This is a genomic window from Thermus sp. CCB_US3_UF1 (genome assembly GCF_000236585.1).
Classification (GTDB): Bacteria; Deinococcota; Deinococci; order Deinococcales; family Thermaceae; genus Thermus.
Window position 1 is genome coordinate 1,593,733 of sequence record NC_017278.1, and the last position, 12,340, is coordinate 1,606,072.

General features: G+C 68.6%; 13 protein-coding genes. 6 read left to right on the forward strand and 7 right to left on the reverse strand.

The annotated features are described in order from the left end of the window. Positions 1–3: 3 nt before the first annotated feature. Complete coding sequence (locus TCCBUS3UF1_RS07900; RefSeq protein WP_014515992.1) at positions 4–1,494, forward strand: ABC transporter ATP-binding protein; 1,491 nt, start codon at positions 4–6, stop codon at positions 1,492–1,494. On the opposite strand, the gene TCCBUS3UF1_RS07905 is transcribed toward TCCBUS3UF1_RS07900, so the two are convergent. Genes TCCBUS3UF1_RS07905 through TCCBUS3UF1_RS07925 form a run of 5 tightly spaced genes read right to left on the reverse strand, consistent with a single transcriptional unit; the run spans position 1,491 to position 5,673 of the window. After that, positions 1,491–2,429, reverse strand: a complete 939-nt coding sequence (locus TCCBUS3UF1_RS07905; protein WP_014515993.1) for a hypothetical protein — start codon at positions 2,427–2,429, stop codon at positions 1,491–1,493. The genes TCCBUS3UF1_RS07900 and TCCBUS3UF1_RS07905 overlap by 4 nt on opposite strands. 11 nt (positions 2,430–2,440) lie before the next feature. Then, positions 2,441–3,298, reverse strand: a complete 858-nt coding sequence (locus TCCBUS3UF1_RS07910; RefSeq protein ID WP_014515994.1) for an LptA/OstA family protein — start codon at positions 3,296–3,298, stop codon at positions 2,441–2,443. Next, the gene (locus tag TCCBUS3UF1_RS07915) at positions 3,295–3,852 is read right to left on the reverse strand and encodes a hypothetical protein (protein WP_014515995.1); all 558 of its coding nucleotides are present in this window, start codon (positions 3,850–3,852) and stop codon (positions 3,295–3,297) included. The genes TCCBUS3UF1_RS07910 and TCCBUS3UF1_RS07915 overlap by 4 nt, the downstream gene beginning before the upstream one ends. A 45-nt stretch (positions 3,853–3,897) precedes the next feature. Next, a complete protein-coding gene (locus TCCBUS3UF1_RS07920) occupies positions 3,898–4,920 on the reverse strand; it encodes a peptidoglycan bridge formation glycyltransferase FemA/FemB family protein (RefSeq protein ID WP_014515996.1) in 1,023 nt (340 codons plus the stop codon). Between the two features lie 3 nt (positions 4,921–4,923). Next, on the reverse strand, positions 4,924–5,673 hold the full coding sequence (locus TCCBUS3UF1_RS07925) for a response regulator (RefSeq protein WP_041433833.1): 750 nt from the start codon (positions 5,671–5,673) through the stop codon (positions 4,924–4,926). Between the two features lie 49 nt (positions 5,674–5,722). Between TCCBUS3UF1_RS07925 and pheA the strand changes: the two genes are divergently transcribed. Then, a complete protein-coding gene (pheA, locus tag TCCBUS3UF1_RS07930; protein WP_041433834.1) occupies positions 5,723–6,544 on the forward strand; it encodes a prephenate dehydratase in 822 nt (273 codons plus the stop codon). Here the strand turns inward: pheA and TCCBUS3UF1_RS07935 are convergent. After that, on the reverse strand, positions 6,541–7,173 hold the full coding sequence (locus TCCBUS3UF1_RS07935) for a CBS and ACT domain-containing protein (protein WP_014515999.1): 633 nt from the start codon (positions 7,171–7,173) through the stop codon (positions 6,541–6,543). The two genes, pheA and TCCBUS3UF1_RS07935, sit on opposite strands and share 4 nt — an antisense overlap. An 88-nt stretch (positions 7,174–7,261) precedes the next feature. After that, positions 7,262–7,699: a hypothetical protein gene (locus TCCBUS3UF1_RS07940; RefSeq protein WP_014516000.1), complete on the reverse strand. Its 438-nt coding sequence runs from the start codon at positions 7,697–7,699 to the stop codon at positions 7,262–7,264. Between the two features lie 99 nt (positions 7,700–7,798). On the opposite strand from TCCBUS3UF1_RS07940, the gene TCCBUS3UF1_RS07945 reads away from it, so the two are divergent. The 4 genes from TCCBUS3UF1_RS07945 (at position 7,799) to speE (ending at position 12,325) form a co-directional block, all read left to right on the forward strand. Next, entirely contained in the window at positions 7,799–8,290 is a 492-nt protein-coding gene (locus tag TCCBUS3UF1_RS07945) for an OmpH family outer membrane protein (protein ID WP_014516001.1), read from the forward strand. A gap of 72 nt (positions 8,291–8,362) precedes the next feature. Next, entirely contained in the window at positions 8,363–10,957 is a 2,595-nt protein-coding gene (locus TCCBUS3UF1_RS07950) for a DNA translocase FtsK (RefSeq protein WP_014516002.1), read from the forward strand. Between the two features lie 22 nt (positions 10,958–10,979). Further along, positions 10,980–11,378: an S-adenosylmethionine decarboxylase gene (gene speD, locus TCCBUS3UF1_RS07955; RefSeq protein WP_014516003.1), complete on the forward strand. Its 399-nt coding sequence runs from the start codon at positions 10,980–10,982 to the stop codon at positions 11,376–11,378. Between the two features lie 2 nt (positions 11,379–11,380). Then, positions 11,381–12,325 (forward strand): polyamine aminopropyltransferase, encoded by a 945-nt coding sequence (speE, locus tag TCCBUS3UF1_RS07960; protein ID WP_014516004.1) that lies wholly within the window; start codon positions 11,381–11,383, stop codon positions 12,323–12,325. The last annotated feature ends 15 nt before the right edge of the window (positions 12,326–12,340 follow it).

Sequence of the window (12,340 nt, forward strand, 5' to 3'; positions counted from 1 at the left end):
GGCGTGGAGAAGGCCCTGGTCCTCAAGGACATCACCAAGCGCTTCCCCCTGGTCCTGGCCAACGACCACATCTCCCTGGACCTGGCCTGGGGGGAGGTCCTGGCCCTGGTGGGGGAGAACGGGGCGGGCAAGTCCACCCTCATGAAGATCGTGTACGGCCTCCAACCCCCCGACCTGGGGGAGATTTGGGTGAACGGGAAGCCCTACCGGCCCAAAAGCCCCCTGGACGCCATCGCCCACGGCATCGGCATGGTCCACCAGCACTTCATGCTGGTGGAACCCTTCACGGTGCTGGAAAACCTGGTCCTGGGCCTGGAACCGGGAAGCCCCCTCTTTTTGAACCTGGAGGAAGCCCGGAAGCGGGCCACGGCCCTCATGGAGGAGCTGGGCTTCCAGGTCCCCCTGGACGAAAGGATCGAGAACCTGCCCGTGGGCCTACAGCAGCGGGTGGAGATCCTGAAGGCCCTCTACCGCCAGGCCAGGATCCTGATCCTGGACGAGCCCACCGCCGTCCTCACCCCCCAGGAGGCCGAGGAGCTCTTCCGCTTCCTGAGAGCCTACGTGGCCAAGGGCAACGCGGCCATCTTCATCAGCCACAAGCTGAAGGAGGTCCTCTCGGTCTCCGACCGGGTCACGGTGATCCGGGATGGGAGGGTGGTGGGCACGGTGCGCACCGCCGAGACCTCCCTCGAGGCCCTGGCCCGGATGATGGTGGGCCGGGAGGTGGTGTTGCGGGTGCACAAGGGTCCGGCCAGGCCGGGGGAGGTGGTGCTGGAGGTGGAGGGGTTTGCCGCCCCGCCCCGCCTCAAGGGGGTCAGCTTCCGGGTGCGGGCCGGGGAGATCGTGGGCATCGCCGGCGTGGAGGGAAACGGCCAGACGGAGCTGGTGGAGGCCCTGGCCGGCCTCCGTCCCCACCGGGGCGTGGCGCGCTACCTGGGGGAGCCCCTCCCCCCCCTAGCCCGGAAGGTGCGGGAAAAGGGGATAAGCCACATCCCCGAGGACCGGCACGCCCGGGGCCTGGTCCTGGACTTCTCCGTGCGGGAGAACGCCATCCTCGGGGACCAGCACCGCCCTCCTTTCCGGGGCTTCCTGGGCTTTCTGGACCCCAAGGCCACCGAAGCCCACGCCAAGAGCTTGGTGGAGGCCTTTGACGTCCGGCCCCGCTCCACGGAGCTCTCCGCGCGGCGCTTCTCCGGGGGAAACCAGCAGAAGATCGTGGTGGGGCGAGAGCTCCTGCGGGGACCCCGGCTCCTCATCGCCGCCCAGCCCACCCGGGGGGTGGACGTGGGGGCCATTGAGTTCATCCACCAGCGGCTGGTGGAGGCCCGGGACCGGGGACTGGCGGTGCTTTTGGTCTCCGCCGACCTCTCCGAGGTCTTAAGCCTCGCCGACCGCATCCTGGTCCTGTACGAGGGGCGGATCGTGGGGGAACTGACTCCCGAGGAGGCCACGGAGGAACGCCTGGGCCTCATGATGGCCGGCATCCCCGCCTAGGGTTCCCGGAACTCCCCCGCCACCTTGCCCAGGACCAGGACCTCCCCGGTCTTGAGGGCGTAGCGCACCCGCTCCCCCCGGACGTACCCCTTTTCCTCCCGGCTTTCCACGCCGCCGTAGAGGTAGGCGTACCCCTCCTTCTCCCGCAGGAGGGCCCGCTCCGCCTGGGTGGTCCGGCCGCCCTGGACGAGCTCCACCCCCCCGAGGAGCCAGAGGCGGTCCTCGTCCAGGAGGTAGCGGAGGCTTCCCGCTTTCCCCGAAAGGGGTTTCTCCCCCTCCCGGCGCACCTCGAGGGGGCCTTCCAAAAGGGCCTCCCCCGTGTCGTTCAGGTAGCGCAGGCGGCGCCCCTTTACCCAAACCCCCCCCTCGGCCACGGCCACCTCCCCGGGAAGGGGCTTCACCTCCAGGCGGCCCTCCGCCTCCAGGTACCGGGCCTCCCCCCCGGAGAGGAAAAGCTCCTCCCTTCCTCCCCGCTCCACCACCGCCAAGGGCCCCGAGGCCCGCACCGTCTCCCCCAGGCGCACCTCCACCCCCTTGGGGTCAAAGAGGACCAGGCGCAGGTACCGCTCGGCCTTGGCCTCCCCCGCCCGCCGCAGGCGCATGAGGTAGGGGGCTTCCTCCCGCAGGAGGTCGGGGTTATAGGCGGCCTCCACCCTCTCCCCCGGCTTCAGCCCCTCCTCCAAGGCGCTCCCCTCGTCCCGGAAAAAGGTACGCCCCCCCACCCGGACCCGGTCCTGGGCCAGGTCTTCCAGGACCCCCACCCAGAGGTCCCCGTAGTCGGCGTAGAAAAGGCTTTCCTCCTCCCCGCTCACCCAGGCCACCACCCGCTTCTCCTTGCGGGTGAGCTCCACCTCGGGGCGGAAGGTTTCCTGCCCCAAGGCCCAAAGGACGAGAAGAAGGGCAAGCCCTAGGGCCAGGCGAGCAGGAAAAGCCATGAGCCCCAGCCTCAGCGTTCGCCCAGTTTCCGGAACTCCTCCACCGGGAGGCGGAAGGCCCGGCCGTAGACCCGCACCTGGTGGCGGTTCACGTTGTGGAGGAGGGTGCTTCCGGAAAGCCTAAACCCCTCCTTTTTGTTCTCGCTCACCGCCGGCCTGCCCAAGACGATGGCCTCCCCGGTGGTGTCGTCGTAGTAGAGGCTCTCCCCCACCGTGACCAGGTCCCCGTCCACCAGGCGCACCCCACCGGTGGCGATGAGGCGTTTGGGGCCGGTGAGGCTCCGCACCTCCTTGGCCCGGATGACCAGGTCCCCGTCCCGGCGCTTGCGGGTGAGGACCACCTCCTTGGGGTCGGTAAAGACGGCGAGGCCCTTCTCCTCCTCGTAGTAGACGAAGCCTGCCCGTCCCTCCTGGTTGCCGCTTTTCAGGAGGGCGTTCTCACTGGTGGAGGTGTCGGTGTCCACCTGGAAGGCCATGCGGCTGGCCTCCACCTCCACCGGATCCTCTCCTGGCCGGGGCTCCTGGCGCATGCGGGCTGGCCCCAAAAGCTCCCCTTCCCCGGTCCTCTCCCGGTAGACCAGGGCCGGCCCCTGGGCCTCCACCCGGCCCCTTCGGACCGCCACCCCGCCCTCAAAGCGGGCCTCCCGCTCCCCTTCCGCCTCCTGCATGGTCTTGCCCTTGGGGGCGGTGAGGGTGGCCCTGGGGGCGCGGATCTCCAGGTCCTTGACCCGGCCCCGCACCTCCCCCTCAAAGGTCCAGGGGCCGTAGCGCAGGTCCCCGGAAAGCCTCCCCCCTTCCACCTGGATCACCCGCACCCCCGAAGCCGCCAAGGCCAAACCGATAAGGGAAAGCCAAACCGCTCGTCTCACGAACTCCCTCCTTCCACGGTACAAGGGCCAAAGGTTCCCCCAGCGGGGAACTCAAACCGGGGGGCTTGGGCCTCGAGGCGCTCCAGGGCGAAGTCGGAGCGGAAGGCCTGGGCCTCCCCGCGGAGGTTTGGGGCTTCAATGCGCACCCAAGGGGCGAAGAAGCCCTCCTTCTGGCGGATGAGGACCTCCCCCAGGCCGGGGGCGGAAAGTTCTAGGCGGTAACACCCCTTGAGGATCTCCGCCCGGGCATAGGGGGCCCGCAGGTTGTCCCCGGGCTCCACCGCCACCTCCGGGGCGAAAAGGCGCAGGTCCAGCCGGCCCTCCACCCACCGCTCCCCCAAAAGCCCCCCGCGGATGCGGAACATCCCCCCTTCCTCCACCATCTCCCGGGCCACGAAGCGCCACTCTACCCCCTCTTCCTCGGGGAAAAGGAGGAACTCCACCCCCATAAGGCGCACCGCCTCCGGTCTCAAAGAGGCCTCAGAACCCCGGTGCAAGAGGCTCAGGAAAGCAAGTCCTAAGACCAAGAAGAGGAGGAAGAGGAACCGCACCACGCTTCCACCTTATCCAGGAGGCCTTGAGAAAGATGACAAGAGCCGCTACCCCAGCACATCCCGCGGGTTGCCCCGCACCCGGAGGTTCACCCAGGTCTTGCGCAGGCGCAGGAGGGTCTTGAGGGGCCGGTAGAGGGGGCTGAGGGGCAGGGTGTAGACAGGAAAACGCACCCGCCTCCCGCCAAAGCCTTCCTTGAAGCGCCAGATACCCTCGGCGTGGCTCCCTTCCGGGGTGCGGGGCACGCCCCAGAGATCGTAGGTGTGGTAGCCCCGGCTTATGCCATGGCGGATGGCGGCCAGGTGCATGCCCATGGGGGCCTTGGCCTCGGGGTGGGCGCGGCTACTTCCCCCATAGAGGTAGTCCACCTTGCCGGCAAAGGCCACAAAAAGCCCTGCCGCCAAGGCCTCCCCCTCCTTGCGGGCCAGGGCGATGAAGGCCTCCCCTAGGGGCTGGTTCATCTCCCGAAGCACGGCCCGGTAGTAGTCCTCAGCGTGCTGCAGGAGCTTAGCCCGGCGGTTGGTTTCCGCAAACAAGCGGAAAAACTCCGGGAAAGCCCCCTCCCCCTCCACGGAAAGCTGGGTGCGCTTGAGGGCCAGGCGGGCGTTCCTCCGGTGCATTTCCTTCATGCCCCTAAGGAGGGCCTCCTCCCCCTGGGTAAGGTCCAGCCACAGGGAAAATCCGGGCTGGATGGGTTCCTCGGGCAAAAGACCGGGAAAGCCAGGGACTTCCTCCTCCGCCCCCAAACCCACCTCCGGCTCCAGGACCAGATGCGCGGCCCTTACCCCTCGGGCCAGGGCCCGGGCCACGGCGGGCAGGTCCTCTAAACGCCCCAGGGCTGGTCCCCTGGGGGCATAGGCCAGGCGCAACCCTCCCGGCAAAGGGCGCAGGAGGACCTGGGCCGCCCCGAGGGGGACCTCCCCCTGGTACACGGCCAGGCGCTTAGGGGTCCAGCCGGAAAGGCGCTTCACCTCCCCCCAGCCCCAGGACTGCAAGGCGCTGGTAATGGGAAAGGAGGCCACCAAACGGTTCCAGGCCTCGGGGTCGGGGATCTCTACAAGCTCAGGCACCCCCTAAGCGTACAGGGCCTGGGCCAGCTCTTCCAGAAGTTCCCCTTCCTCCAAGGGCAGGCGCATCTCCCGCAGGTAGGCCTGGAGAAGGGAGGCAAAACGGGGGTCCTGGACCTTGGCCGCCCGCTCCTTCAGGGGAACAAGGGGCCAGCCGTAGGCCAGGTGGCCCAACAGGTCAAAGAGGTCGTAGTCCCCGGGAAGGATGCGCCGCAAAAGGGCCTCGGTCCACCCCTTGGCCACCAGGTTCCCCAGGAGGGCCCGGCGGCTTCCCGTCTTGAGCCAAAGGGCGCGGAAGCGGGCCTCCTCCGGCAGGGCCTGGCGCAGGCGGGCCCCCACCTCCTCCAAGGAGGCCACCCGCTCCCCCGTGGGCAGCAGATACCCCTCCCGGGCCAAAAGGCCCTCTACCGCCTCCTTGAGGCGCCGCCCGGTAATGGGCTTCTCCAGGAAAAGATCCGCCCCCAGGGCGCGGCTTGGCCCCTCCAGCTCCCGGCCACCCCCGGTGAACATGATCACCGGAACCTTGGACAGACGGCGCACCGCCCGGATGCGCCCAAGAAGGGTCAGGCCGTCCATATCGGGCATCATGATGTCCAAGAGGATCAGGTCCGGGGTTTCCTGCCGCAGGTACTCCAAGGCGGCCTTGGCCGAGTCCGCCAGCACCACCTCGTGGCCCGAACCCGAGAGGACCACCTCCAAGAGGTGGCGGATGCGGGGGTCATCGTCCACCACGAGCAACCGCGCCACGAAGGCCATGCTACGCCAGCGGGTTTTTCCTGTCTATCGGCGGTGTACCATGAAGGGCATGAGGATCGCCTTCCAGGGCACGGAGGGGGCTTACAGCGAGGAGGCCCTCCTCAAGTCCTTCCCCGGGGCCATCCCCTTGGGCTTCCCCACCTTCCACCAGGTGTTTGAGGCGGTGGAAGGAGGGGAGGCGGACCTAGGGGTGGTGCCGGTGGAGAACACCACCGCCGGGAGCATCAACCAAACCTATGACCTCCTCCTGGAAAGCGACCTGCACGTGGTGGGGGAGATCGTCCACAAGGTGGAGCACTGCCTTCTGGCCCCCCCGGGCACCGCGCTCAAGGACCTTAAGGCAGTGAAGAGCCACCCCCAGGCCCTGGCCCAGTGCGACGGCTTCCTGGCCCGGATGCGCCTCACCCCCATCCCGGTCTACGACACCGCCGGGGCCGCCCGGGCCCTTTCCGAGCATCCCGAGCCCGGGGTGGGGGCCATCGCCAGCCGGCGGGCGGCGGAACTCTATGGCCTTCAGGTCCTGGCGGAGAACATCGAGGACTACCCCCACAACTACACCCGCTTCTTCGTCATCGGCCGGGAGGAAGCCCCCAAAGGCGAGGGGAGCCACAAGACCAGCATCGTCTTCGCCGTGCGCCACCGCCCTGGGGGGCTTTTAGAAGCCCTCCAGGTCTTCGCCGAGGCCGGGGTGAACCTCACCAAGCTGGAGTCCCGGCCCAGGCGGGACAAGCCGTTCAGCTACCTCTTCTACCTGGACCTGGAAGGCCACCTGGAGGACCCGGGGCCGGCCCAGGCCCTCCTAGGCCTCCTGCGGCGGGCCGCCTTCCTGAAGGTCTTGGGCTCCTACCCCGCCTACCGCAACGGGGCCTAGCCCGGGCGGACGTCCACCACCCGCTCCCCCGCGGCCTTCAGGCGCTCGGGCACCCCGGCCACGTCCTCCCCCACCACCCGGAGGACCAGGCGCTGGTAGCCCTCCAGATGGGCGGCGGTGGCGATGGAGACGATGTTGGCCGGCGGCACCGCCTGGGCCATCTGGGCCAGGGCCCCGGGCACATCGGGGATGTCCACGGTGAGGCGCAGGCCCCCAAGCCTCAAGCCCAGGACCTCGATGAAGGCCCGGAGCACGTCGGTTACGGTGATGATCCCCACCAGTCGCTCCCCTTCCATCACGGGAAGGCCGCCGATCTTTTTCTCCTCCATGAGGAGGGCGGCCTTCTCCAAGGGCTCCTCCGCCCCCACGGTGATCACGGGCTTGGCCATCACCTCCTGCACCGTGAGCTTGGAAAGGAGGTAGTTCATCTCCCAGACGGAGAGGGTGGTGGCCTTGGAGGGCATGGCGTCCTTCAGGTCCTTGTCGGTCACCAGGCCCAAAAGCTTCCCGTCCTTAACCACGGGCAGACGGCGGAAACGCTTCTGCTTCAACAGGTTGATGGCTTCCAATACCGGGGTATCCGGGGCCACGGTGAGGGGGTCTTGGGTCATCCAGTCCCTGACCAGCATGCTTTCACCTCCAAGCCTCAGTTTACCCCAGGTGACGGTGAACAATGTCCCCCGTCCAGGTTTTCTGGACGGGGGAGGAAAAGGAAGGTTAGCGCAGGTTAGCCCCGATCACCGTACGGCCAAAGTGGCCCGGGCCTCCAAAGGGGTAAAAGTACTCCCCGTCCAGGAAAAGGCCGGTGCGGGCATCCAGGAGGAACTCCACCCCCAAGGAGAGGTGGAGCCCCACCTCCCCTGCCCCGCCAAAGTACCCGGCCAGCCCGCCGCCGAAGTAAGGCCGGATCCCCCTAAGGTCCCGGTCCAGCTGGCCCAGATCGGGCTTGAAGAGAACCTCCCCCGCGGCCAGGACGTTGGGCCCGCCAGGGAAGAGGTCCACAAAACCCCGGAAGGCCAGGTTCCGCTCCAGGGGAGCCTCGAGGCCAAGGCCAAGCCCCGCCGGGGGCAGGGAAAGGCGGAAGGAAACCGCCCGCTGGGCCAAGGCCCCGGTACCCAAGGCCAGAAGCGCCAGAAGAAGCCAAGCTTTGCGCACACCCATCACCTCCTCCGGGGAGGATACCCCGCCCAGGGGCCAAGGGGAAGGGGGGTTTCTCTCACGCAGGCTTCACCGCAAGCCGTTAGGCTTTCCTCCATGAAGCGCTTTTCCCTGGCCGCCCTCCTCCTGGCCCTGGGGGCCCTCCTCACCCCCATGCTGGCCCAGAACAAGACCCTCTCCACCCGGGTGGGCTTCGTGGACGCCGACGCTCTGGTGCAGGCCCACCCCGACTACAAGAAGGTCCAGGACCTGCAGGCCCAGGCCCGCAAGGAGATCGCCCCCTTGGAGGAGAAGCTGAAACCCTTGAACCAGAAGATCGCCTCGGGGCAGGCCACGGCCAAGGAGCGGCAGGACTACGACGCCCTCCTCAAGACCTACCAGGACACGGTGAAGAAATGGCAGGACCGGCAGAACCCGGTGCTCAAGCCCATCCTGGAGGACGTGGACCAGGCCATCGCCAAGGTGGCCAAGGCCCAAGGCTTCGCCGTGGTCATGAGCCGGCAGGTGGCGGCCCAGTCGGGGCTGGTGGTCTACGCCGACGAGGACACCGACCTGACCCAGGCGGTCATCCGGGAGCTGAAGCGCTAGCCCCGCCCCACCCCCCGGGGGCCGCACCCCCGGGGGCTTTCTTTGCCCTTTCCAAGGGTTATAATCCTTCCGATGGCCAAGCGGAAAGCCGCGAAGCCCACGCGCAACCCCGATCTGGAAACCTCCGCCGCCTTGGCCGCGGGGGCGGGCTTCTTTCTCCTTTCCCCCCTGCTGCCCCTCCCCACCGGGGCCCTGGGGGCCTTCCTTAGGGAAAGGCTCTACGAGGCCCTGGGCCTGCCGGCTTACCTTCTTCCCTTGGGCCTTTTCCTCCTCGCCGGCGCCCTCTTCCGGCAAAAGCCCCTGAAACCCCTTCTGCGCCATCTCCTCTTCCTTTTCCTTCTGGCCTTTAGCCTCCTCCCCCTCCTGGGCCCCCTTTCCGGGCACCTGGGCCAGGGGGTGCGGGCCCACCTCACCGCCCAGGCCGGGGCCTTGGGCCTCCTCCTCCCCCTCCTCCTGGCCAGCCTGGTCCTGGACCTGTGGCGGGGGAAGCCGCCCCTGGCCCTTCTCCTCCAGGGGCTGCGCCTGGGGGTAGCGGGGGTGCGGCGGACCCGCTACCGGTTGAAGGCCCTCCTCCTCCGGAGGCAGATCGCCCACCTGGCCCGGCTTTATCCGGAGCACAAGGCCTTGGAGGCCTTGGCGCAAAGCCTCGCCCCGGAAGAACTCCCCGGGGTGGAGCAGGCCCTCAAGGCCTTCCTGGAGGAGCGGCTTGGGGAGGTAAAACGGCAGATGGAAGGGGACGCCAGGCCCCTGGAGCCCAGGCTAAAGGGCCTCTTGGAGGCCTTGAAGCACTCCCTCCCCGGGGAGGGCCCCCTGCGCCAGGCCCTGGAGGAACGGCGGGCAGCCCTTTTCCTCGAGGCCCAAGGGCTCCTGGCCCGGTACCAAAGCCTCTCCACCCCGCCCCGGCTGGGGAGGGGGCTCCCCGGCCTTCTCCAGGCCATGCGCCTAAGGGAGGAACGGAAGGCCCGCTGGGAAGCCCTGGCCGGCCTGGTGGCCGACCTGGAAGGGCGGCAGGAGGCCTTGGCGGCTTGGTTTCCCTTCCTCACCAAGCCCCAGGAGGCCCAGGCCGAGGCCCTGAGGGCCCTCCTCACCGGCACCCCACCGCCAAGCCCCAAGGAGGCCCCGGCCCCGGAACCCTTGGATCTGGACCTGGTCTTCCCCGAGCCGGAACCGGCACCCCCCAAAGCCGCCCCTCCCCCACCCCCCCAAGCCCCCACCCCCCGGGGTGCCGCCCTGGCCCTCCCCACCCCCGACCTCCTGGACCCGCCCGAGGCCAAGGGGGCCACCCGGGGCCTGGAGGAGGAGGCCGAGCGGCTCAAGCGGGCCATCGGGGAAACCCTGCGCCACTTTGGGGTGCAGGCCGAGGTGGTGGGCCACGCCCGCGGGCCCAGCGTGACCCGCTACGAGCTCCTCCCCGCCCCCGGGGAGAAGATCAGCCGCATCCAGAGCCTGCAGAACGACCTGGCCCGGGCCCTGGCCGTGGGGGCGGTGCGGGTGGAGGCCCCCATCCCGGGGAAGAACACCGTGGGCCTGGAGGTGCCCAACCCCAGGCGGGAGCTGGTGCGCTTTTCCGAGGCCGTCCTCTCCCCGGGCTTCCAAAACGCCAAGGCCCTCCTCCCCCTGGTTCTGGGAAAGAGCATTGAGGGGGAGATCTGGGTCAGGGACCTGGCCAAGATGCCCCACCTCCTCATCGCCGGCTCCACGGGAAGCGGCAAGAGCGTGGCCATCAACGTCCTCATCGCCAGCCTCCTCTTCAAGCACCTGCCCACCACCCTCCGCCTCCTCCTCATTGACCCCAAGATGGTGGAGCTCACCCCCTACGAGGGCATCCCCCACCTGGTGCGCCCGGTGGTCACGAGCCCCGAGGAGGCCGCCGGGGTCCTCCAGGGGGCGGTGGCCCACATGGAACGCCGCTACCGCCTCATGAGCCAGGTGGGGGCGCGGAACCTGGAGCAGTACAACGCCAAGATGGAAAGGGAGGGCGGGGAAACCCTTCCCTACCTGGTCATCGTGGTGGACGAGCTGGCGGACCTGATGATGACCGCCCCCAAGGAGGTGGAGGCGGCCATCCTCCGCCTGGCCCAGATGAGCCGGGCCACGGGGATGCACCTCATCCTGGCCACCCAGCGGCCCAGCGTGGACATCCTCACCTCCCTCATCAAGGTGAACATCCCCGCCCGCCTGGCCTTCGCCGTGGCCAGCGGCTTTGATTCCCGCACCATCCTGGACACCCAGGGGGCGGAGAAGCTCATCGGCCAGGGGGATGCCCTCTTCCTCCAGCCGGGCCTGCCCAAGCCGGTGCGCCTGCAGGTGCCCTACCTCTCCGAGGAGGAGGTGGCCCGCCTGAGCGGCTTCCTGCGGGGGCAGAGCCTCGAGGACCGCTTCGCCGAGCTGTACGGGGCCGACTTTGAGCCCCCCAAGGCCCCGGAAGGGGCTGGACCCGGGGAGGTGGACTTCTCCGACCCCCTCCTGCGCAAGGCGGCGGAGATCGTGGTGGAGGAGGGGTACGGCTCGGTAAGCCGCCTGCAGCGGCGGCTTTCCATCGGCCACGCCCGGGCCGGCAAGCTCATGGACGCCCTGGAGGCCATGGGCATCGTGGGGCCTTCCAAGGGCTCCAAGCCCCGGGAGGTCCTGGTCAGCAAGGAGCAGCTCAAGGACTTTTTCGGCTAAGGGTGTGCTAAGATGGCCCCTTGTGGAAACGGTGCCGGGCGGGCGCTGGGTAGCGGAGATCTACGGCTGCGATCTGGACGTGCTGGAAAACCCCAAGATGGTAGAGGCCGCCCTCCTGGACGCGGTGATGCGCCTGGGGGCCCCCAGGGGCTCGGCCCAGTCCGTGGTCTACAAGTTCCATCCCCAGGGCCTCTCCGCGGCGGTGGTGAGCCCGGTGGCGGCGGTGATGATCCACACCTGGCCCGAGGACAACGCCTCCGCCACCCTGGACCTCTACTTCTACCGGGACGGGGTGGACCCGGAGGAGGTGCTCAAGGGGCTCTCCCGGGCCTTCGGGGCCAAGGAGGAGTCGGCCTTCCGCTACTGGCGGGGGACGGAACACGCCATCAAGCGCCGGGCTTTCGGCGCCGGAGGAGGTTAGGCATGGACTACGGGATGTACTTCTTTGAGCACATCACCCCTTTTGAGACCATGGTGCGGCGCATGGAGCGGGTCATCGCTTCCGGCCGCACCCGGTACCAGGACTACTTCCTCTTCCAAACCCAGGGCTTCGGCAAGGTCCTGGTCCTGGACAAGGACGTGCAGAGCACAGAACGGGACGAGTACGTCTACCACGAAACCCTGGTCCACCCGGCCATGCTGGCCCACCCCGAGCCCAAGACCGTCCTCATCGTGGGGGGCGGGGAAGGGGCCACCCTCAGGGAGGTGCTGAAGCACCCCACGGTGGAACGGGCGGTCATGGTGGACATCGACGGGGAGCTGGTGGAGCTGGCCAAGGCCCACATGCCCGAGTGGCACCAAGGGGCCTTTGACGATCCCCGGAGCGTCCTGATCATTGAGGATGCCCGGGCTTACCTGGAGCGCACACAGGAAAGCTACGACGTGGTCCTCATTGACCTCACGGACCCCGTGGGGGAGGACAACCCCGCCCGCCTCCTCTACACGGTGGAGTTCTACCGCCTGGTGAAGGCCCACCTGAACCCCGGAGGGGTGATGGGCATGCAAGCGGGGATGATCATGCTCACCCACCACCGGGTCCACCCGGTGATCCACCGCACGGTGCGGGAGGCCTTCCGCTACGTGCGGAGCTACAAAAACCACATCCCCGGCTTCTTCCTCAACTTCGGCTTCCTCCTGGCCTCGGACGCCTTTGACCCCGCCGCCTTCTCCGAGGGGGTCCTCGAGGCCCGCATCCGGGAGCGTAACCTGCCCTTGCGCCACCTCTCCGCCCCCTACCTGGAGGCCATGTTCGTCCTGCCCAAGGACATCCAAGAGGCGGTGGAGCGGGAAACCCTGGTGTCCACCGACGCCAACCCCTTCTACCTCACCCCCGAGGGGGAGGCGCGCCAGGCCCCCTACCGGGGCTAAGGGCTTCTCACCTGG

Coding starts and splice junctions, on each gene's coding strand:
- TCCBUS3UF1_RS07905 (WP_014515993.1), bottom strand. CDS start 2,429: ATGGCTTTTCCTGCTCGCCTGGCCCTAGGGCTTGCCCTTCTTCTCGTC.
- TCCBUS3UF1_RS07925 (WP_041433833.1), bottom strand. CDS start 5,673: ATGGCCTTCGTGGCGCGGTTGCTCGTGGTGGACGATGACCCCCGCATC.
- pheA (WP_041433834.1), top strand. CDS start 5,723: ATGAGGATCGCCTTCCAGGGCACGGAGGGGGCTTACAGCGAGGAGGCC.
- TCCBUS3UF1_RS07935 (WP_014515999.1), bottom strand. CDS start 7,173: ATGCTGGTCAGGGACTGGATGACCCAAGACCCCCTCACCGTGGCCCCG.
- TCCBUS3UF1_RS07945 (WP_014516001.1), top strand. CDS start 7,799: ATGAAGCGCTTTTCCCTGGCCGCCCTCCTCCTGGCCCTGGGGGCCCTC.
- TCCBUS3UF1_RS07950 (WP_014516002.1), top strand. CDS start 8,363: ATGGCCAAGCGGAAAGCCGCGAAGCCCACGCGCAACCCCGATCTGGAA.
- speE (WP_014516004.1), top strand. CDS start 11,381: ATGGACTACGGGATGTACTTCTTTGAGCACATCACCCCTTTTGAGACC.